The following is an 18,529-nucleotide window of genomic DNA, read 5'->3' as shown; positions in this document are numbered from 1 at the left end:
GAACCAGTCATATTGGTCGGTGACGATGACGGTGAGGTTCCACCTGTTCCCATTCCGAACACAGAAGTTAAGCTCACTCGTGCCCAAGATAGTTCGCTGGAAACGGCGCGTGAAAATAGGTAGTCGCCGACTCAAATGTCGGGATGTTTGAAACCGCATCTCGACAATATGCACCTCTAGCTCAGTTGGTAGAGCAACTGACTCTTAATCAGTGGGCCCAGGGTTCGAGTCCCTGGAGGTGCACCAATAAAAGAGCGTTGAATCGTAAGATTTGACGCTCTTTTTCGTTATGTAACCCCGAAAATTCGGGGCTTGCACGGTCAATGCACGGTTTTTGCACGGTCGGCTTTTTCGTGGGAATCCTCTGCATGGGCTGGAATTGCTTTGAAATGCGTGGTAAATTTTGCATCAGGTCAGAAGAGCCAGACGGAGCTGCGCCTTTACTTCGGGGTCTGCGTTCTTCAGAAGTTCCAGCAGAGCAGTCATAGAGATGGTCGGTTCGCCTGCGGCGGGTACAGCCTGTGGGCTGGGGCTTTCGGACTTAGCATAGAACCCTTCCTCGAACTTCTTCCCCAGTTCAACACGAGAGGACTGCTGGATATGGGCGTAGGTGTTCACCAGCATATCTGCCGTAGCGTGTCCAGTGGTTCCCTGAACGGCCTTCACATCGCCGCCGGAGATCATCAGCTGATAAGTCGCACTGGAATGCCGCAAACCGTGAAAGACAATGCGGGGGAACTCCGGGTGGGCATCCTGCCACTTGAGGAACTTTTTGCGGATGAGCACCGGCTCCACCGCCAGACCGTTGGGCAGACGGAACAGCATCCCACTGTCATGGTAGCGTGTCGGGTCTTTTCTCTCGTCTGTCGCCAGCTGATTCAGCCACTTCTTCAATTCTTCTTTTAGTGCAGAGGTCATGAAGATGGTGCGGCAGGAGGATGCGGTTTTGGTGCTTTTCAGGATGAGGGAAGTGGTGCTGCGCTCCAGCTTGTCCGGGAATACCTTGATGATGCAGCCATCGTCCACTTGGTTCAGGGCTTCTTTTCGCACCCGCTGCATGGATTTGTTGATACGGAAGGTTCCGATACCATCTGCTGCGTCAAAATCAAGATCTTCTGGGGTCAGACCAACGATCTCGCCTTCTCGCAGCGCGCCCACCAGTGTGAGATGGACTGCCAGATGCAGGATGGGGTCCTCCATGCTGTCCAGAGCCGCCCGCATTTCCTCTACCGTCCAGATGGTGCGCTCCTGCGTGGACTTCTTGGGGCTGTCCACAGGAACAGGACTTTTGACAAGAATGCCCCATTCCACGGCGTACTGGAACGCTGTGCCCAGCAGCCGATGCACCTCATGGATCGTCGTGCCGGAAAGGAATCGCTGCTTCTGCTTTTCGGTCAATTCCTGCTTCTTTCCCTCGATATACGAACCGCAGGGCGTTTTGCTCAGGGTCGTATAGAGGTTTTCCATGTGGTAGGGCTTGAGTTTCTGCATCTCCATGCTGCCGATATAGGGGATAATAAGGTTCTGAATGGTGGAAAGGTTAGATTCGTAGGTTTTGGGGGCCCACTTGTGCTTGCTGCACTGCTTGGGCAGCCAATCCATGAGGAACTCTGCCACCGTTACCGAGGACGGAATCAGGAACGTGCCGGCCGCCAGCTCATGCTCGATCTGCTTTTTTCGGTTCGTTGCCTCCTCTTTGGTGGAAAAACTTTCCCATTTGTCGCAGCTCTTGCCGTGTTCATCTTCGTAGGTGTAGCGGACGCTGTAAGAGTTGCCACGTTTCGTGATATATGCCATACTGTTGCCTCCTTATCAAGCTGCCCGGTTGAGCCACGCATCGAAACTGTCTTTCGGTACACGGATGCTTCCGCCTACCCGCAGGACACGGAATTCGGTGGTGCTGTTGCACAGGTTGTAAGCAGAGCGCAGGCTGATGGCCAACATTCGTGCGATCTCTTCCACCGTGTACACCAGCTTCGTGGTTTTCGGGCTGTCAGTCGGAGACTTGACGGCATTGGTTTGAGTGACCACTTCCATTGTAGTGGGATTCGAGTCCTTTTGCAAGAACTTATTCGTATAATCGGAAGATTGCACAGGGACGGTCATAGAATTACGGTCAAAATCCATAAGCATTTCTCCTTATATTGTCATATCATCTAAAAATTCAGCTTAAAGTTCTACATCTTGCCCACGCCTGCGGTTTCGCTGCTGCACATTCATGGTGAGCTCCTGCTTGGGGGCAAGAATCTTTTCCAGAAAGCCGCACACCAGTTCGGGCGCACGGTGGAGAGCATCCAGATAGGGTTTTACGTCGTACCACAGGTCGTGGTACTTGTTGCTCCAACGAACGGCCTCTTTCTTGGCGGTGGAAAGTTCTTCTTTCAGGCGGCGGTTCTCCACATCCATCATATAGCCGTGGTCGGCTTGCTTTTTCAGCTTGGAAAACTCTTCTTCGGTCAGCGAATAGTTGCCGAGAAAGGTGCGCTTACCAATATAATCCAGATCGCGCGCATGAATGAGGGCTTCTTTTGTGAGCGTGACCTTTTTCTGCACAGCGGCAAGTTCCTTTTCGGTCTTGGAGAGGGTTTTGTTGGTTTGGGTGAGGTGCTGCTCTTTCTGGTCAATCTGGGCGGTCAGAGTGTCCAGTCGCTCCTGCTCCCGCTGGACTTTGAACTGGGTGACGGTCAGGTGTTCTTCAGTGCTGCCACGCTCACCGCGCTCTACATCCGTATACCCGGCGTTGCGCATATAGTGGAAGAAATCGTCTTGCAGGACACTGTACGACTTCTTCAGGACTGGCTTGCCGCTCTTTTGCAGGACAGGCTTTCCGGCATCGTCCAGCAGGGGCTTGGAAGCCCACTTCTTGCTTCGGCTGACCTGCATGACGGTCTCCTTGACTGTGCCGACCAGTGCCTTGTCCTTGCAGCGTTTCGACCAGAGGATCTGCTTTTCCACCACAGGCACATAGACCACATGGAGATGATAGTGGTAGACTTCACGGCCTAATGCTTCGGTCATGGCACGGTTGATCTCATCGGCGTGCATGACTGCCGAGAGGATATACTGCTCACCGCCCACGATTTGAACGGCAGCTTGGTAGGCATCCTCATAGAACTGCTTGGCGAACTCGTAGCCGCCGTGGTTGTCAAAGTAGGCCGAGTTGACATCAAAGACAAGCTCGCAGTAATGGGTGGCATCCGGCTTCAAGCCGCGCGTTGAAATCGTGCCAGCGGTTTCCAGTTGGGCGAATAGGTCGGTGTAGCTGGCGGTTGGCTTTTTGAAGTGGATGTTCCATGCAGTGCGCTGGGGGATGATGTCGGGGTTCCGGTAGCTGTCCTTTTCGCGCTCGTTGTGCTGCTGAGTGTTGCCAACGGCCTTGTCCGAAACGGCGAGATTTCGAACACTGGTGCGGTCAATGCCATCATTTCTTGCCAAAGGGCATCCCTCCTTTCAAGGTTCATCGAGAGGTGACGGGTAACGGAGATGCACTTCTGCGGAAGTGTAATAACCCACTATGACACTTTCATCCCTATGGGCTGCAAAGTGTAGTGGGCTCTTCGAGGACTCTCCGAGGGGGAACGTCTCCTGCGGGAGAGTTACAATCAAGTTCGCACAATGCGAACTTGATTGCTCCGTACGCATCCGAAAAAATCGCGTACAGAGTTCAAATAACCTGTACGGTTCGTACGGTGTACGGAAACCCGAAATATAAACGATAACACGCCTTAATTTATCTCGATTTGCCGTACGGGTGCGTACAAGTACAGACCGTACAGGTTGTACGAACTTCTTCCGTGAAAAAATGCACTTTTTACGGACAGGGGTGGACAAGCGCCTCGATGCCTACAAAACCCCGCACCCTGCGGCCACCGGGCGGGGCGGTGTTATGTGTTGCACCAGAGTACCCCAAAGTGGGAACTCTGGTGTTTTTTGCCTTGTGCCTGAATATACGGAAAATTTTGCAGGAAAGGCGAAAAAGCGGCAGAACTGCAACGGAAAAAGAAAAATGCCCTCACTGGTTGCAGGGCTGCAACAGCAAGGGCAGAGAGGAAACCTTATATTGAACAAAACGGCAGAGCGTATTATAATGAGGAAAAAGCTCAAAAAGGAGGGCCGACCACATGGCACAGGAATATCTGCCCGCACCATCCAACGTCCGTCTTGCGGACTTGATGAAAGAGCACAACATAAGCCAACCGGAGCTTGCCAAGGAAATCGGCTGCTCCAAGAGTACCATCAGCCGCTTTATCAGCGGTGCAAAGGGAACCCTGACCCATGAGCAGGTGCTGAGGATTGCAAGGCTGTTCAACGTGTCCACGGATTTTCTGCTGGGAGAAACCAACATCCCCGACCGCAAGAACTACGACATTGCTGAACTTGGCTTGTCCGTAGAAGCCGCAAAGAACCTCTACACAGGGCGCGTCAATGCAGAGGTAGTCAACCCTGCTGCTGGAAAACGCCCGCTTTGCAGAGCTTACTTACCGCATATCGCAGTATTTTGATGACACCTTTGCGTCCGGCATCGCAGCACAGAATGCCATGCTCACGACATTGAGCACCCTGCTGCGCACAAAGGTCAAGACCCCGGAAGCAGCCAAAGCCGCAAAGGACATCAGCCTTCGGAGAAAGCCAGTGTATCAAGGCGACCTTGATGACATTGAAATGTACTTCATGGCGGCGGTCAAGGAAATCAAAAAGGGTATCGGGAGCCATTACGCCGAACAGGAAGCCATGAGCAAGAAAGTGGCCGAGAAGATGTTCAATGAACTGACCAAGGGGCAGGATGTGCAGCACCCAACGATCACGGCAGAGCAGTTGACAGATGCAATGTTGGACAGCGTTTCGGGTATGGAAGGAGCTACGCCGGAAGCACTGGAACAGCTGCGAAGCGGTCTGCTGGGAATCTTGCAGTCTGCCGCAGAGCAGGAAAACGCCCATGAAGCAGACGAATGAACGGCTTTGTGCGCTGGCACAGAAAGGCGATGCCGCAGCACTGGACAGCCTGATCGACAACAACAAGTCCTTTATTGGCAAGGTGGCAAATGACCTTTTCCGCAGCATGAATCTGGCACAGTCCGGCCTGAACCTTGACACGGACGATTTGAAACAGGCGGGCAATCTGGGCTTGTGGAAGACCGTGCCGAAGTTCGATGCAGCGCGTGGCATGAAGTTCCTGACCTACGCGGCTCCGGCCATCCGCAACGCCATGATGGATATGGTTCGGGATGCCTTTGCCGCTTTTGAGCAGCGGATGGTGACAGAGGACAAGGATGGTATCTGTTACCAGCGCGTTTCGCTGGATGATGTTCTGCCGGGAGAGGAACAACTGCAGCGCATCGAAGCCATAGCCGACCCCTACGCCATGCAGCCGCAGAGCATTATGGAGGATCAGGAATCGCGCCGGGAACTGTACGATGGCCTGAAACGGTTGACCCAACGGGAGCAGACCTATCTGCTGTACCGCTATGGCTTTACTGATGGCAAGGAACATCCTTTGATTGGTACGGCGATATATTTCCACCTGACAAAAGGCCGCGCCCAAAAGACCGAGGAACAGGCTATGGATAACCTGTGGCTGGAATTGCCGTGGTGGTTTATCTGAGTGAAAAGAAAAATCGTGATTGTGCTACAAGTTTTCTGGAAATTTATGTGCAGCTATACGATTTTGAGGAATTTTGTAGACGGATGAAACAAAATAGGATTAAATCTAAGTATCTAAGGAACGTTGATTTCACGAAGCTGCTGATTACCGACTGTAGGATTTGAGGAGGATGCCGTTTTATGAAAATTACACGAGATAAAATGTTTTTTTCAAAAGATCTTATTCATACACTGGCATATGTCGGAATGTTCGTGGCGGCAATTATATCGGTTGGAGCGTGTAAGTCTGGTATTTGGGTGGCTGCGATATTAGCATGGATTGTAGCAGGTATAATTATCGGATTGGCGATTATTTCCGACTATAAAAAGGCAGAACTTTTGAAAAATGGAACAAGAATCATTGGAAAGGTTACAGCAACAAAACGAGTACATATAAAATTTCATATGAGTACCTACCACCTTGCCGATGAAGATGTAATCTATCCATATGTGGTACATTATCAGTATAAAGTTAAAGGTGAAACCTATAATGGAAAGTCGCAGTGGTTTTGGTTCAATCCATGTATTCCGAAAGGGGCACCAATAAAAATTCTAGTAGACCCAAAGAATCCGGCCCGAAGTACAGTTCTCAAACCAGAAAGCTAAAGATGGCTTTCAATCGAGGTAAAACAAAAAGTTTATCCTTATAGCGTGTTTATTTAAAAGAAGATTGCGATTGTGCTACAAATTTTCAGGAAGTTTATGTGCATCTATACGATTTTGAAAAATTTTGTGGACAAACGAAATAAATCAGGCTTAAATTTCGTTATCTAAACAAAAAAGCAAGGCGGGAAGGTTTGATGATTTGTAAAAAATGAGGGCATAAAAATAAAGTAGGCGTTTGATATTTCCAGCAATGTGGGCAGTAGTGAAAGAAGGTATAGAAAATGAAGAAAACTTTATATACATTTTTGGTTTGGAATTTTCTGTTGTTTGTAGCTGGTTTAAGTGATATTGTTTTTTATAGAAATCTTACATCGGTAGAAGGTATGACAATAAGCTGGACCCAGCCAGCGCTTGTAAGTATTACTTCATTTTTAATATTGCTTTCAATATATTATGGGATGCACCAGCTCCTTTTCGGGAAAAATTTTTATTTGAAACTGGAAATCAAGCAGGAAGACATAGATAAATTGCGAAATTCAATTTATGATTTTCTGAAAAAAGGCGAAATTGACCCCGAAAAATTGCAGCAACACTTGAAGTGTTTGATAATTGCTGAAGTTGTTTTGTGGGGTGGATTCATCGTTTACTTATTTATATCAAAGGGCTACTAATTTTCAATTCTAATAATGGGGTAAAGTGGTACGAATGAAAAAGATACAGAACTTTTTCTCGACGATTTTGCAAAAGCTGTGGAAAAGTTCGATAACTATCGTTTAGCATTAAAAACTACGGAAGCTTTACGCTGAAAGCTGTAACTTTAAGCAGACCGGAAAGCTTATAATGAGGGTAGAACAGAAATATGACCAACGAAGATACCACTGATTTTGACGAGCACTTCGCTAAAATTTCGTCCTATATTGTGGACACATTGCACGGCGTTCCACTTGAGATGACCGAGGATGAAAAAGAACAATTTCGCATACAGGTTATTTCAAATCAGTATGCAGAACGGTTGCTAAGTGAAGCCGAAAAGACAGAAACGTATAGAGGTTTATCAAAAATTGATATTCTCCATACAGTTTCTATCCCTCAACTGGCTAGAACAATCCCACTTAAAGGTTTGAATCTCAGTTTAGAAAAATACAGAATGCCGGATGGTGTAATAATAGAGGTTGAGAGTTCGTCACATTATTTGGGGTCATTTAGTGAGAAAAATGATTCTTCCACAAATTGGATAGAAAAGATCATGGAGGGTGTCGGTATTCACTAGATGGATTCTCAAGAAGCATAAACAGCCCGCTATTTGCAGAGAATTCTGGAAGAAAATTGAAGAAAGCATCCTTCCGGCAACAGCACCCCGGACGTTTGTGAACTCTCACAACAGAGATCAAGAACCAATCCCTGCTTTGCGCTTACACCGTTTTGGTGACATTTTTTCTCCGTCTTGCTACAATATTGTGGATTTTTTCTATTTGTGCTTTGCTATTATCAACATCTAAAATGGAAACCGTGATGGAGGTGATTCCAATGCAGATAATTTCCTTGAAAACAAATTGAATGCTTTGGCAAACGGTGGCCAGTTCTCCATTTCCTACGACATCACGATTCCGTAATAAAAGCATTAGATAATGGGTATAAAAGCCACGATTCTTTAGAGTCGAAAGAAAAGAATCGTGGCTTTGTACGTTTGAATTATGGAGCAAGCCAAATGAATAAGAAATTGGAATTTTTTAGCAGTATGGCGGTTGCCTTTATAGTTTTGATATTGGTCTTTCTTTGCATTCGTTTTTCAGGTCAGGGAAAATTTGCTACACATGGAGGAACCAATCCGTCTGATGTAAAATGTATTTATACTTCAGTTTGGCCGGATAATGAATACACTAGGCTTATTTGTGAGCCGGAAAGTGGAACGATAGAATATATATTGGATGGTTCTAATGCTGGGTATTATGCAATCTTTTATAATAATATCTCTGAAGAAGAAATACAAAAATATATTGACCAATTGAAAACCTTAGGATACGCTGAAGAGGCATCGGCTTCAGAAAGCGTTTCGACAGGCGTTTTGCTAAGAAAAGATGAAACATGGATAAGCATTGCATACTCAGAGGGAGGATTTGGAATCCGGATTTCAGTAGAAAAATCCTGAATAAAAGAGATGCTGGGGAATCCCGGTTATCCCTATGATGCAGTGGAAAGAAAATGGATTGCTCAATATTGGAGGCTCCAACCACAGCTTCTTTGTTGAAATGTTAATCAGTTAGATACCGCCAGACGGTTTATTTAGAACGAGGTTAAGTTGGAACAGCCGATGCCACACTCGGAACAAACAATAGCGGAGGCCGTACAAGATATGTGCTAGTATGGGAGAAAGATGGCATATCACATACGATCATTGGAAAGATACCGCGTGAAGAGATTCTAAAAATTGCAGAGAGCATTTCCTAACTGGCTGAATTTTTGCCCACACGCTTGTAATTATTTACAAATGTGTGGACACTTTTTCGTTGAAGCGTCCAAAGCTGACAAGATTTTGAACTTTTTTCAAAAAAGCTGTCACAAACGCAGTGTGAGCAACGTTGACTAAGCAAAAGCTCCTGGGGGAGTGTACAAAATGGAGGTTATTCATTAATCAAAATGACGAAAGAAGAAATCATTTCCATGCTATCAAAGGAATTGAACAGTGAATGGACGAATGGAGTCACATGTTTGATGGTGGAAAATTCCGATAGCTATATTCCAGTAATAGTTCATCACAATAAAAATGAACTTATTGTTGAAGTAGGAGAACAAGACAAGAAGATTTACCGCATCGGACGAAATGAGCTAAATAAAACATCTTAGTCATCACCAAAAAAATCATTGAAATCAGTCACAATTTGACGCATAGAATATGAATTCAAACTTGATATGAGGTGATTCCAATGCAGAAAAAATAGAACACATATTTCGAAAATATTGCTACCATCAAACTGTCAAAGAATACAAGTCAAACGGTTCTTTGATTCGTTCTAAAACGGATTACTATCAGGCTATTGGTGGTTAAGTCACTCCGTTTGTAAGGAAAGGGTTGAAAATGGATTTTCTTAAACAAAAAGGGCCATTAGCAAGAGAATTCTGCAACACGTTGATTTACATTATTTCGTTAGTGTCATTAAAGCCTTCAAGCCTTCAGAGGGTGTTGACAGAACTTCAATGGAATGGGATGTGGTTCTTTTCTCTGGCATTTTTCGCTGTCATCTTTATGGAAATGCTGTCCGATTTTTTGCTGGTTACAGATCGCTGCACTGCATGGAAAGCATTAAATGGAAATGTCAGCGAAGCCGAATTTCACAATCTTCAGCAGATTGTCCTATGCGAAAATCAGAAAGTTTCCATTGAGAAGAAACTTGCAAGTACGATACTACTGGTTCTGATGATATGTGCAACTGCTGCATTTGTGTGGTTTACCTTTTTGGTATAAGGTTTTGTTATGAAAGAGATAATTATTATACCACATATTGGAATTGGACAATTAAAATTAGGTATGGCACCAGATGAGCTAGAAAAAACTCTTCTGCAAATGAAGAGACAATGGTCGAATTCTTCTAATGAAGCAATGCAAATGGAACGTTGTGCGGAAACCGATGACCCTAATTTGATAACCGGACGATATATGGATAATGATTCGTTCTTTCTAGTGCAGTATCGGAACGGAAAAGCTACTGAAATCGGCATCCAGAGAGATCTGTCTAAAGTTGCGTCAATAAAACTGTTCGGAATGGACATGTTTAATACAACCGCCGAGTGTATTATTGATAGCTTAATGAAAAAGGACAAAGTTATTTGCAACGAAAAGGACTTGCAACTTGGGACGGAATATATTTTTCCCAAAAGTGGAGTCCGACTCTGGAGAGAGCGAGCATTTCATCCCAAATTGTTGAAAGACCCGTTATACATGGAAGAAATGCAGGCGGTATTAGAAGACGAATACCAGTATCAGTATTTTCAGATGGTCACCATAATAGATTGAACTACTAACTAAGAGCCCTCTATTTGTAACGACTGCAAGTAGAGGGCTGTTGATCTGTTTGGAATATTTCAATTAAAGGTCAATCTTCCAGTCTGCCATGGTCGCAGCCAAGTGAAAGGTAGTGTTCAATCTCACCACTCAGCACAAGCTGGGCGTACTCCAATGGCTTATTGTAGAGCAGCCAGTCCAGTTCTGCCCGCTGTGCCGGGGTGTTGCCGTACTCGTCCTCAATGGCAATGCAGTCGATGGCAACAGCAGAGCCGTCCGCAAACTGGGCTTCCACCCGGTTGGTGTCCATATTGTAGTGGCAAGAAAGCAGTTTGTTCATAGTCGTGTCCTCCATGACTTGATTTTGATGTTCGGCCACTCAAACCAATGCCGTCAAGCCGGTGGGGGATAGAGCGATTTTATTTGTCGGGGAGTAAGTGCACGGTTTCTGCACGGATTTTGCACGGTTTCAAAACGTGCAGAAGGTGCTTTTCGTTACAAAATCCGACAAAGGGTGCAGAAATTACTGGGTGAAAAATCACGTTGTCTTGATTAAAAATAACGATGACTCGAAACTTCCATAAATTGAGACGAACCGGCGGCTTGCTCTCTTAATCAGTGGGCCCAGGGTTCGAGTCCCTGGAGGTGCACCACAACAACAAAATCCGAACTTTTTTCCAATAGGAGAAGGGTTCGGATTTTTTGTATTCTTTGGAAAACAGAACGAATCCCTTGCTTCCATCGAAAAACGTCCTAGACCTTATCACAAAAAAGCACGACAGATCACTGTGAGAGTGCCGTAAGGCGGAAAGGACACAAACATGAAGTACGATGAAAGAGCTTGCAAATTCAACATGGACACCGGCTGCGTGGAGCTGCTGCTCCGGGATGGGAGGAAAATCTCTATCGACTGCACCGGGGTCGAGGATGCACTGGACGTGACCATGGCGCAGAGGTCGGAGTTGGATTACCTTATCCACAATGACCCGTTGGGCTATGCGGATTTGATTCTGAACGGCGACCCGGAGAAATATTTGAAGAATGTGGCTGGAAGCCATGGGCTAGAAGATTAAGGGCAAAACAAAAAACAGGGTGCACCCCTGAATAGGACGCACCCTGCCAAAGACCACAGACGATAGCGATATGTACAACAGGGAGTTCCCCAGTGGGAACTTCCTGTTTTTCGTTGTTTGCATGATGAGCTTGTTCCGCCTGCCACGCGGCAAACTCCCTCTGGCCTTCCTCGCTGTTCCAGCAGGCAAGGATGGCCGGGTAGAATGCCCGCGCCAGACGGTCGATGGCTTCATCGGGATAAGGGGAAGTATTTGTGGACTTTTTCTTTTTGTTCAAACGCACGCTCCTTTGATCGTCCCACCGCAGCAAAGTCGGGCGAGAAAATCAAAGTTCCAATTTTTATCAGGCGCAAGGGCGCGGATGCTTTCCGCCCTGCACTTGCGGCTGGGAGCTCGTTGATGGCTTACAGGTGTCTGCTGTTATGCAGTCTTTTCTTCTTCAAGGGCTTCTGCAAGAGCCTTTTCCAGATAGGTTTCGATTTCAGTCAGGTAGTTAGCAGGTCGCTGCATTGCGAAGCGGAGAACCTTCTGCTTTTCCGGGTCAGTGAAATAGCTGGGATTGTTTTTGAGCGTTTTCTTCCATGAGTTTTTCATCATTTCGGTCGCACGGCTCAAAGATTTGTAAACCTTCATAAACTCGTCCGGTACATGATAGCACCGGAATTCTTCTGTTTGTGGTGTGGGCATGGGAACGGGTTCTGCTTTTTCAGGTTCAAATTCTGCGCTGGCAGATTCCAACACTTCCAATGCCTCTGGATGCAGGATTTGAGCAAGGACATCTGAACGATGCTCGGCACTTGCCTGCACGAGTTTGGACATTTCTTCGTTGGTAAACTTCACTTCGCCGGAAAAGACTTTCTGCTTGATGCCGGGAGAGAGGTTGTCTGCGATGTCGATGCCTCGTGTATAGTGGCTGGCGCGGAGAACGGAGGCACGGCTGACACCGTTTTCCTCTGCGATCCGGTCACAGGTTTTCTTTCCAGAGTGGTGGTTATCACCGTGATCACCACCACTTTTCTTTGCTAAAGTGTACTGATTACCCCGAAAGATTTTTGCAGCTTTCTTTTCAGCTTCATACTGTTTCCCAAGCAGATAGCGTTTCTGTTCGGGGCTCAGGTTTCGCCGTCCCAACTGATTCCGGCAGATCCACGCAACGGCTTCTTCGCGGTTCTCAAATCGGAGCGGCATAGTGGAAAAATAAATCTCAGGATGCTTCTGGAGAATGGCATAACGGTTGTGGCCATCAACAAGTGTATTATTCCACACGATCAAAGGAGAGAGCAGCTTGCCCTCTTTGAGGATATTTTCTTCAAGCTGCTTAAATTCATCATCGGTCAGAGGAGGAATCTGGGACTGGAACTCCGAATCGATTTTCAGATTGATCATACGCACACTCCTTTATCTCTCCTGCTGCGTCTGTTCTTCCTCCCGGAAAAATGACGCAACATTCTGCTTTGCAGTTTTCAGCTTGAGCAGTTCCTCTTTGGCTTCCTTGTACTGCTCGTAGAATTTTGCCTTTTCGGATGCCAGCTGCGCATACTCGGCTTCCAGCTTTTTCGGGCTGGCCAGCTTTGTGATGTTGTTTGCCTTGAAATAGGCTGCTGCTGCCCGGTACGCTGTCAGCTCTGCACGATGCTGTTCCTCAAAAGCTGCGGGTCGTTTGGCAGTCTTTAACTGCTGTGCGATGTTCTTGGTGCTGGCATAGGCTGCGACATGATAGCGCAGCTCTTTGTTGAATTTCATGCGACCTTCGAGGTCTTTCACCACCGCCAGCGAGTCGTGATACTTGGTTTCCAGTTCGGTGATGCGCTGGTTCAGGGCGTCCTCGTCGGTCAAGTCCTTTTCCTGCAGAAGCTTCACGGTCTGTGCCATAACTTTGAGATTGTGTTTCGTGAGCCAACGCTTATAGCCGATGCCCTTGCCCTTGCCCTCGGTCATCCTCGACTGGATGTCGATCAGTTTCCCGATGGTATCCTGCTTGAACTGCGCCTTGGGTTTGCGTTCGGCGTTTGCCTGCAACGTGGCAAGCACTGCCACCTTATCGAACTTGTCACCGAGATGTTTCGCCCGGATAAACTTTGTTCTGCCAGAGGGCAGATAACTGAGCTGTCCACGGCTTTCCTTGACAGTGATGCCATACTGTTGCATGAGCCTATCAGAAAAATCTTCAAAGCTGGTGGCACGGTACAGCACCGAAGAAATCTGTTTCCGCAGGGTATCTTTTACGGTTTCAAACTTCTTCTGCCGGGGCTGCTGTCCAGTTGCGGTAAGGGCTGCGTTCTCGCGGTCAAGTTTCATCTGACCGCGCCTGCGTGCCCAATACTCGGCTTCGCTGACACGCTCCTTTGATCCGTTGAGCAGGTCGATCTGGTACAGTCCGGCACTTTCGCACAGTTCCATGACCTCGACACGCAAGTGCCGCATGGTCTGGGCTGTGCTGGAGTGCTTCATACCCTCGCGCCAGTCGCGGGGCTTCTGCATATAGGGCTTACGCTCCACTTCTCGTGTTCGGATGCTGCCGATCACGATGTGGACATGGATATTTCCCGAATGGTTGTGCCCATCGGGGTGAGTGCAGACGATGGCAGGATGACCGGGGAAGTTTTCTTCGCAGAATTTCAGGCCAAGCGCCTGTGCCTTTTCCATGGTCAAGCCGTTGTCGGCTGCATCTCTTGGGTCAAAGCTGATGATATACTGGTGGCTTTTAATATCACCATGCTGGGTGTTCTTGCCATACCTGCGGTTTGCCAGCAGACAGGCTGTTGCAAACGAGAAATCGCCGCACTCAAGGGTGTCGAGCACATACGATTCCCGCAGCTTCGGCTTGCCTTGTTCGTCCAGAATTACCTTGCCGGAAAATTCATCGTGCTGGTAAATGAGATACGCTTCGATGGCGGTGTAGTCCGAGTTCTTAGAGCTGATATGCTTGAGCGTTGCCATACAGTTCACCCAGAACCTTCTCGGCGCTGAGCCGGAAGGCAGTCAGGTCTGCAAGTTCGTCAAGGATTTTCGCCCGCAGTTGCTCAGTATCTGCGCCGCCGGAATTGAAGTGCCTTGCAAGCTGGTTGAGGTTGGTGCCCACCTTGCTGCACTGGGCAAGCAGGGTGGAAACAGCGGTCAGGGTTTCTTCTCCGCCACCGGCAACGATGACCGTTTTCTCGATTTTGACGTTGTGGATGGCACGGCGGATGAAGGTGGAGAGGGAGAGATGAAGGGGTTTTGCGGTATTTTCGAGTTCCAATTTTTCAGTTTCCGTTACTCGGAACTTGATGACGTGCGTTTTGTTGTTCGGCGTGTCGTGGTGCTGAGAATTGCTAGGAATCGGTTGAACATTTGTTTTGGTCATTGTACCTCCTGTCTGTTCGATAACTCCTCGGTGAAGTTATGTAAGCACGACACGCCGTTCCATTCGTGCCGCAAGGCACAAATGATGAGCAGGGTTTGGGGCAGGCACGCCCCAACAAGATCACTTCGGAAATGCAGACGCATTGCAGAAGTGAAGTCCCGGTGGAACACAAGATTTTCAAGAATTGAAAATTTGTGGCCACGGGACGGTTCTTGCCCTCTACCGCTGCGCTCAAAACTGTTTCTGGGTAATTGTTTCCGAATTGTTAAGGCGCGAAAAATAAGTAGAGGTGGTAATGCTCATGTAATGGGGTCGCCGTTTGCTCCGAACGAAGTTCCTGCCCCTGTTTGTGCAGCGGCGTTGGCCGGAAAGCCGGTATCACGTTCAGACGGCTTATGAAGGATTCAAGGTTCAGCTTCCCGGAAAAGAAAAATACCGCCCACGCAGCGCAGCGATGGATTTTGTCGGGTGAATCGGCGGCAAAATTGATCGGGTGTGTTGCGGGGCGGTGCGTTCTTTCTGGGCAATCATCTGCTGAAAGTGGTGGTTATCACGGTGAGAACCACCACTTTTTCAGTCAGGATTTGGAATAAAGGGTATCATGGAAGAACCAGTGCGTCAATATGGTTTTGCAAAATTTATTGCGGTAAAGCGGTAGAAGTAGGACTTATTGATGCGGTGCGAGAATCTTGAGCAGCTGAAAAGACTGATATTGTATCTATATATTTTTTTGCAATCTGCGAATGAAGAGAAGTAAAAGTTCCAAATCTGCTTCGGAAAGTTCTTGTATTCCCTCTGAGATGGCATCGATTAGCTCTGGTCGACAGCTGCCGCTAAAGAATTGCTCTGGAGTAATGCAAAAGTAATCGCATATATTAAAGAATTGCGTCATAGATGGAAGTGCTTTTCCGGAGCTTATTCCTTGAATATAATTTTTGTTTTGTCCTAGCTCTAGGCTCATCTGATACTCTGAAACATTGCGTTTCATGCGAAGTTCTGTGATTCGTTGCCGAAGGAAGCTTGCATAGTCCACATTTTTCACCTCATCAGAAAGCATACAGGGAATTGATTTTGAATGTTCCAGATAGAAAGCCTTGATTTGGTCGAAAATAGCTTGACAGTACAGAATCAATGTGGCAGAATAGGAAAAAAGGTTGAATTGTACAGAACCATTCTGTCGGCGTTATAGAAAAGTTCCTGACAGGAGTTCTAAGGAAAACTGCTGAAGGTGATTATGAAGTAGGGCGTATACATGGGATGAAGGGGGAAAATGTTGATGGAATCAAATCAGGCGCAAGTGATCCGTCAGGATCTGAGAAACTTTTCCGGTGCAGTGCAGAATATGGTTCAAGGGGTCAGAGCAGCATCTATTTCATGGGGAGATCAGAACTACCAAATGTTGTTTCGGTCGATTCAAGGGCTCTCCACAAAGTCAAAGCGTGTGCTGGATAGTGGCAACCGTGCAGCACAGGCGGCGGAACGGTTCTTTGAGATATCCCAAGAACAATACTGAGAAATAGTTCAGAGGAAACGGTATGACACAAGTTTCAGTAGAAGGTCTTAAAAAAGTAAAGCAGGCACTGCAGGATTTCAAAAATCAGACTGCTCCGATGTCCTATACCGTTACAAATCATAATCAGTCCTGTCAAAGCGATGCGTCGAAGTCTGTGAATAAGACCAGGCAGACAGTCGAAGAACTGATGCAGAAGGTTAAAACTCTGGAGAATAAGATTCAGGAATTGAAACAGTCGATTCAGCAGAGCGAGAGAATGATTCAGGAACTGGAGTTACAGGGGCAGGAAGTGCGTGAGACGATTGGAACGCTGGAACAGCGTGTAGCCAAAATTCAAGAGGAACTGCAGAAGATTGGAAACGTCTCAACAAGTGATGAAAATGGACAGAGCCAGATTGCACAGCGTATTCGGCAGCTGAAAGAGGAATTACAGCGATGCCGTGAACAAATTTCACAGCTTCAAAATGCTGTAAGAGAAATGGAACAGGAGAAAGCTCGGCTCCAGCAGCAAGAGGAGTGGCAGCGTAGCCAGAAAGCGCGTGCAGAGCAGGAACTTGCATCCCAGAAGAGACGGCTACAGCAGTATCAGGGTAAACTGGAACGTCTGCAACAGCAGATGAGCATTTTGTCCAGTGCACTGGGAGAGTATCAGCAGTCGATGCAAGTATTTCAGGCGCAGGCAGCACAGCAGGGGCAGGTCACGATGCAGTCTGTAGACAGTTGCATCCAATGCGTGGAACTTTATATGCAGTATTGCTAAGTAAATTCGATAGATAAATGAAAGGATGTGTTTCTTTTGGCAAGCGCACAAGTCAAGATTCAGGATTTGAAAAACGGAATCAATGCCTGCGGCGTATGTACACATGAATTGCAGCTTACAGCTCAGCAGCTCCAGCGTGATTATATGAGTGCTGGCTCTGGATGGAAGGATGAGCAGTACAAAAATCTTGGACAGATTGTCGAGGATAGTTGCACCGCAATTCTGCAGCCGATTCCGCAGCTTGAAAACTGTCAGAAGTGGCTGCAGGAGCTTGCGGCTTTGGTTGAAAAATATGAAACCTGATGTCGATTTGTAAAAAGGAGGCTGGATAAAATGGCAATGAATGCATCCGTTTCTGCTATTCAGGATATGGAAAAAACGCTTGCGGATACAGTGCGTAATCTGGACACGCTCAGTGAAAAGATTAGCACGAATTTCCGTCCTTCGGCAGATTGGAACGATAATCAGGCGGTGGCTTACAATCAGGTGATGCAAAAAATTGCCCGGTTGGTCAAATCGCCGACGGAAGATCTGAAAAAGCAGCAGGAGAAGCTGAAGCAACTGGAGGAACTGGTACAGAGCTATCAGAGCCACCAGTTTAATGGATAAGACAAATCATTACGGAGGAATCAAAAATGGATCTGAACGATTTCACAAATGCGGAAAACAAGAAAATGACGGCGGAAAATGATATTCCGAAGTTCACCCCTCCTACAGGCGATGCACCGAAGGCGGGAGTTGACGGTAAGAGCAAGAAGGCTCCGACTTTTACACCCCCCACGACATCCAACATGGATCCGGGATGCTACTACCATCCGGAAGAGAGAGTGGTAGGCCACTGCGCACGGTGCGGTAAAAATTTGTGCCACTATTGCTGCGACTCCTTTGGCGTAGCTGGTGGCGAGTATGCCGGTAAAGTGCTGTGCTATGATTGCACCAAGAAACTGGTCTCGGATAATGTGCAGCAATTAACAGAAAACCTTAACACGATAAAGTTCCAGTTCACACTTTCAATTATTGGTATCGTGATCGGCTTTATCATGGGCTTCAGCGAAGGGATATCGGATGGTTTTGGCACGGCACTTTGGGCGGGCATCATCTTTGGTTGCGTTGGCGGAGTTTTCCTGAGTGCACTGAAAGTCTTCCTCGCAGATATTTGGGAAGCTATTAAAATGTGCTTTTCTGGCAGTGACGGATGGGTCTCGGCGCTTATTTACCTGATTGTTCGGGTATTCATTATTGCAATACAGTGCATCTTCCAGACCATTACGAATACGGTCAAATATATTACCTATATCAAGCGGACATCCGGTATCATTGAGCAAGACAGTTCGGCTCTGCAGGCAATCGAGGATCGCATGACGTACAGCCGTGTGATGAATGAAAATCGCGGTATGAGTCTGGCAGATCTGATGAATGAGGGCAGCGAGCTGTACAACAACTCTTATGCTCGCATGGTTCAGGAACAGGGCGAGGAAAAAGCAGAGGCCTTTGTCAGCGGCTGCACTACCCGGATTGCAGAGAACGGCGAGATCATCCGCAGCTTTGCAGCCTGATCGTCTGGCAAGGACAAAAAATACTGTCGTATTAA

General features: G+C 47.2%; 23 protein-coding genes, 1 tRNA gene, 1 rRNA gene and 1 pseudogene. 18 read left to right on the top strand and 8 right to left on the bottom strand.

Annotated elements, in window-relative coordinates; translation table 11 throughout:
- Positions 1 to 15: 15 nt before the first annotated feature.
- A 5S ribosomal RNA gene (gene rrf, locus D3F01_RS07180) occupies positions 16 to 132 on the top strand.
- A gap of 38 nt (positions 133 to 170) precedes the next feature.
- Positions 171 to 246 (top strand) — tRNA-Lys (locus D3F01_RS07175).
- Between the two features lie 162 nt (positions 247 to 408).
- On the opposite strand, the gene D3F01_RS07170 is transcribed toward D3F01_RS07175, so the two are convergent.
- Genes D3F01_RS07170 through D3F01_RS07160 form a run of 3 tightly spaced genes read right to left on the bottom strand, consistent with a single transcriptional unit; the run spans position 409 to position 3,435 of the window.
- The gene (locus tag D3F01_RS07170; RefSeq protein WP_242887463.1) at positions 409 to 1,797 is read right to left on the bottom strand and encodes a site-specific integrase; all 1,389 of its coding nucleotides are present in this window, start codon (positions 1,795 to 1,797) and stop codon (positions 409 to 411) included.
- A 15-nt stretch (positions 1,798 to 1,812) separates the two neighbouring features.
- Complete coding sequence (locus D3F01_RS07165; RefSeq protein WP_242887461.1) at positions 1,813 to 2,127, bottom strand: helix-turn-helix domain-containing protein; 315 nt, start codon at positions 2,125 to 2,127, stop codon at positions 1,813 to 1,815.
- 42 nt (positions 2,128 to 2,169) lie between these two features.
- Positions 2,170 to 3,435: a plasmid recombination protein gene (locus tag D3F01_RS07160; protein ID WP_117477637.1), complete on the bottom strand. Its 1,266-nt coding sequence runs from the start codon at positions 3,433 to 3,435 to the stop codon at positions 2,170 to 2,172.
- A 686-nt stretch (positions 3,436 to 4,121) separates the two neighbouring features.
- Between D3F01_RS07160 and D3F01_RS07155 the strand changes: the two genes are divergently transcribed.
- The 10 genes and pseudogenes from D3F01_RS07155 to D3F01_RS07110 all read left to right on the top strand — a co-directional run bounded on the left by D3F01_RS07155 (position 4,122) and on the right by D3F01_RS07110 (position 10,258).
- Positions 4,122 to 4,502, top strand: a complete 381-nt coding sequence (locus D3F01_RS07155; RefSeq protein ID WP_242887459.1) for a helix-turn-helix transcriptional regulator — start codon at positions 4,122 to 4,124, stop codon at positions 4,500 to 4,502.
- Positions 4,503 to 4,539: 37 nt separating this feature from the next.
- A complete protein-coding gene (locus tag D3F01_RS07150; protein WP_242887457.1) occupies positions 4,540 to 4,953 on the top strand; it encodes a hypothetical protein in 414 nt (137 codons plus the stop codon).
- On the top strand, positions 4,937 to 5,602 hold the full coding sequence (locus D3F01_RS07145) for a sigma-70 family RNA polymerase sigma factor (RefSeq protein ID WP_120119672.1): 666 nt from the start codon (positions 4,937 to 4,939) through the stop codon (positions 5,600 to 5,602). Before D3F01_RS07150 ends, D3F01_RS07145 begins: the two co-directional genes overlap by 17 nt.
- 179 nt (positions 5,603 to 5,781) lie before the next feature.
- On the top strand, positions 5,782 to 6,246 hold the full coding sequence (locus D3F01_RS07140; protein ID WP_005929423.1) for a DUF3592 domain-containing protein: 465 nt from the start codon (positions 5,782 to 5,784) through the stop codon (positions 6,244 to 6,246).
- A 281-nt stretch (positions 6,247 to 6,527) separates the two neighbouring features.
- Complete coding sequence (locus tag D3F01_RS07135; RefSeq protein ID WP_005923150.1) at positions 6,528 to 6,917, top strand: hypothetical protein; 390 nt, start codon at positions 6,528 to 6,530, stop codon at positions 6,915 to 6,917.
- A 188-nt stretch (positions 6,918 to 7,105) separates the two neighbouring features.
- Positions 7,106 to 7,516 (top strand): hypothetical protein, encoded by a 411-nt coding sequence (locus tag D3F01_RS07130; protein ID WP_015564578.1) that lies wholly within the window; start codon positions 7,106 to 7,108, stop codon positions 7,514 to 7,516.
- A gap of 438 nt (positions 7,517 to 7,954) precedes the next feature.
- Positions 7,955 to 8,395: a hypothetical protein gene (locus D3F01_RS07125; protein ID WP_005929376.1), complete on the top strand. Its 441-nt coding sequence runs from the start codon at positions 7,955 to 7,957 to the stop codon at positions 8,393 to 8,395.
- A 164-nt stretch (positions 8,396 to 8,559) separates the two neighbouring features.
- Positions 8,560 to 8,694 (top strand): annotated as a pseudogene (locus D3F01_RS07120) (DUF4367 domain-containing protein); the annotation flags it as partial.
- A 628-nt stretch (positions 8,695 to 9,322) separates the two neighbouring features.
- Positions 9,323 to 9,709 carry a hypothetical protein gene (locus D3F01_RS07115; RefSeq protein WP_223382614.1) on the top strand — a complete coding sequence of 129 codons (387 nt, stop codon included), beginning with the start codon at positions 9,323 to 9,325 and terminating at the stop codon, positions 9,707 to 9,709.
- A 9-nt stretch (positions 9,710 to 9,718) separates the two neighbouring features.
- Positions 9,719 to 10,258 carry a hypothetical protein gene (locus D3F01_RS07110; protein ID WP_015564577.1) on the top strand — a complete coding sequence of 180 codons (540 nt, stop codon included), beginning with the start codon at positions 9,719 to 9,721 and terminating at the stop codon, positions 10,256 to 10,258.
- 79 nt (positions 10,259 to 10,337) lie between these two features.
- Here the strand turns inward: D3F01_RS07110 and D3F01_RS07105 are convergent, their stop codons facing one another.
- Positions 10,338 to 10,586 carry a DUF6061 family protein gene (locus D3F01_RS07105; protein ID WP_015564576.1) on the bottom strand — a complete coding sequence of 83 codons (249 nt, stop codon included), beginning with the start codon at positions 10,584 to 10,586 and terminating at the stop codon, positions 10,338 to 10,340.
- Between the two features lie 481 nt (positions 10,587 to 11,067).
- On the opposite strand from D3F01_RS07105, the gene D3F01_RS07100 reads away from it, so the two are divergent.
- Complete coding sequence (locus D3F01_RS07100) at positions 11,068 to 11,319, top strand: DUF6061 family protein (RefSeq protein ID WP_242887455.1); 252 nt, start codon at positions 11,068 to 11,070, stop codon at positions 11,317 to 11,319.
- Between the two features lie 420 nt (positions 11,320 to 11,739).
- Here the strand turns inward: D3F01_RS07100 and D3F01_RS07095 are convergent, their stop codons facing one another.
- The 4 genes from D3F01_RS07095 to D3F01_RS07080 form a co-directional block, all read right to left on the bottom strand.
- On the bottom strand, positions 11,740 to 12,705 hold the full coding sequence (locus D3F01_RS07095; RefSeq protein WP_242887452.1) for a hypothetical protein: 966 nt from the start codon (positions 12,703 to 12,705) through the stop codon (positions 11,740 to 11,742).
- 12 nt (positions 12,706 to 12,717) lie between these two features.
- The gene (locus tag D3F01_RS07090) at positions 12,718 to 14,259 is read right to left on the bottom strand and encodes a relaxase/mobilization nuclease domain-containing protein (RefSeq protein WP_242887449.1); all 1,542 of its coding nucleotides are present in this window, start codon (positions 14,257 to 14,259) and stop codon (positions 12,718 to 12,720) included.
- Positions 14,231 to 14,665: a plasmid mobilization relaxosome protein MobC gene (gene mobC, locus D3F01_RS07085; RefSeq protein WP_242887446.1), complete on the bottom strand. Its 435-nt coding sequence runs from the start codon at positions 14,663 to 14,665 to the stop codon at positions 14,231 to 14,233. Before mobC ends, D3F01_RS07090 begins: the two co-directional genes overlap by 29 nt.
- A gap of 718 nt (positions 14,666 to 15,383) precedes the next feature.
- Positions 15,384 to 15,653 carry a transcriptional regulator gene (locus tag D3F01_RS07080; RefSeq protein WP_177720137.1) on the bottom strand — a complete coding sequence of 90 codons (270 nt, stop codon included), beginning with the start codon at positions 15,651 to 15,653 and terminating at the stop codon, positions 15,384 to 15,386.
- A 288-nt stretch (positions 15,654 to 15,941) separates the two neighbouring features.
- On the opposite strand from D3F01_RS07080, the gene D3F01_RS07075 reads away from it, so the two are divergent.
- From D3F01_RS07075 to D3F01_RS07055, 5 genes are read left to right on the top strand one after another with little or no spacing between them, the layout of a single operon-like run.
- Positions 15,942 to 16,178 (top strand): hypothetical protein, encoded by a 237-nt coding sequence (locus tag D3F01_RS07075; protein ID WP_177720132.1) that lies wholly within the window; start codon positions 15,942 to 15,944, stop codon positions 16,176 to 16,178.
- Between the two features lie 22 nt (positions 16,179 to 16,200).
- Entirely contained in the window at positions 16,201 to 16,938 is a 738-nt protein-coding gene (locus D3F01_RS07070) for a hypothetical protein (RefSeq protein WP_242887443.1), read from the top strand.
- Between the two features lie 27 nt (positions 16,939 to 16,965).
- A complete protein-coding gene (locus tag D3F01_RS07065; RefSeq protein WP_005922678.1) occupies positions 16,966 to 17,241 on the top strand; it encodes a hypothetical protein in 276 nt (91 codons plus the stop codon).
- Between the two features lie 30 nt (positions 17,242 to 17,271).
- On the top strand, positions 17,272 to 17,547 hold the full coding sequence (locus D3F01_RS07060) for a peptidase M23 (RefSeq protein ID WP_177720135.1): 276 nt from the start codon (positions 17,272 to 17,274) through the stop codon (positions 17,545 to 17,547).
- A gap of 26 nt (positions 17,548 to 17,573) precedes the next feature.
- Positions 17,574 to 18,494 carry a hypothetical protein gene (locus D3F01_RS07055; protein WP_242887441.1) on the top strand — a complete coding sequence of 307 codons (921 nt, stop codon included), beginning with the start codon at positions 17,574 to 17,576 and terminating at the stop codon, positions 18,492 to 18,494.
- Positions 18,495 to 18,529 lie beyond the last annotated feature (35 nt).

The organism is Faecalibacterium sp. BCRC 81149 (assembly GCF_022750605.1).
Taxonomy (GTDB): domain Bacteria; phylum Bacillota; class Clostridia; order Oscillospirales; family Ruminococcaceae; genus Faecalibacterium; species Faecalibacterium duncaniae.
This window is presented reverse-complemented; position numbering and strand designations above follow the sequence as displayed.

Coding starts and splice junctions, on each gene's coding strand:
- D3F01_RS07135 (WP_005923150.1), top strand. CDS start 6,528: ATGAAGAAAACTTTATATACATTTTTGGTTTGGAATTTTCTGTTGTTT.
- D3F01_RS07055 (WP_242887441.1), top strand. CDS start 17,574: ATGGATCTGAACGATTTCACAAATGCGGAAAACAAGAAAATGACGGCG.
- D3F01_RS07130 (WP_015564578.1), top strand. CDS start 7,106: ATGACCAACGAAGATACCACTGATTTTGACGAGCACTTCGCTAAAATT.
- D3F01_RS07090 (WP_242887449.1), bottom strand. CDS start 14,259: ATGGCAACGCTCAAGCATATCAGCTCTAAGAACTCGGACTACACCGCC.
- D3F01_RS07105 (WP_015564576.1), bottom strand. CDS start 10,586: ATGAACAAACTGCTTTCTTGCCACTACAATATGGACACCAACCGGGTG.
- D3F01_RS07095 (WP_242887452.1), bottom strand. CDS start 12,705: ATGATCAATCTGAAAATCGATTCGGAGTTCCAGTCCCAGATTCCTCCT.
- D3F01_RS07060 (WP_177720135.1), top strand. CDS start 17,272: ATGGCAATGAATGCATCCGTTTCTGCTATTCAGGATATGGAAAAAACG.
- D3F01_RS07150 (WP_242887457.1), top strand. CDS start 4,540: ATGCTCACGACATTGAGCACCCTGCTGCGCACAAAGGTCAAGACCCCG.
- D3F01_RS07100 (WP_242887455.1), top strand. CDS start 11,068: ATGAAGTACGATGAAAGAGCTTGCAAATTCAACATGGACACCGGCTGC.
- D3F01_RS07115 (WP_223382614.1), top strand. CDS start 9,323: ATGGATTTTCTTAAACAAAAAGGGCCATTAGCAAGAGAATTCTGCAAC.
- D3F01_RS07110 (WP_015564577.1), top strand. CDS start 9,719: ATGAAAGAGATAATTATTATACCACATATTGGAATTGGACAATTAAAA.
- D3F01_RS07080 (WP_177720137.1), bottom strand. CDS start 15,653: ATGAAACGCAATGTTTCAGAGTATCAGATGAGCCTAGAGCTAGGACAA.
- D3F01_RS07070 (WP_242887443.1), top strand. CDS start 16,201: ATGACACAAGTTTCAGTAGAAGGTCTTAAAAAAGTAAAGCAGGCACTG.
- D3F01_RS07145 (WP_120119672.1), top strand. CDS start 4,937: ATGAAGCAGACGAATGAACGGCTTTGTGCGCTGGCACAGAAAGGCGAT.
- mobC (WP_242887446.1), bottom strand. CDS start 14,665: ATGACCAAAACAAATGTTCAACCGATTCCTAGCAATTCTCAGCACCAC.
- D3F01_RS07165 (WP_242887461.1), bottom strand. CDS start 2,127: ATGGATTTTGACCGTAATTCTATGACCGTCCCTGTGCAATCTTCCGAT.
- D3F01_RS07140 (WP_005929423.1), top strand. CDS start 5,782: ATGAAAATTACACGAGATAAAATGTTTTTTTCAAAAGATCTTATTCAT.
- D3F01_RS07170 (WP_242887463.1), bottom strand. CDS start 1,797: ATGGCATATATCACGAAACGTGGCAACTCTTACAGCGTCCGCTACACC.
- D3F01_RS07155 (WP_242887459.1), top strand. CDS start 4,122: ATGGCACAGGAATATCTGCCCGCACCATCCAACGTCCGTCTTGCGGAC.
- D3F01_RS07125 (WP_005929376.1), top strand. CDS start 7,955: ATGAATAAGAAATTGGAATTTTTTAGCAGTATGGCGGTTGCCTTTATA.
- D3F01_RS07075 (WP_177720132.1), top strand. CDS start 15,942: ATGGAATCAAATCAGGCGCAAGTGATCCGTCAGGATCTGAGAAACTTT.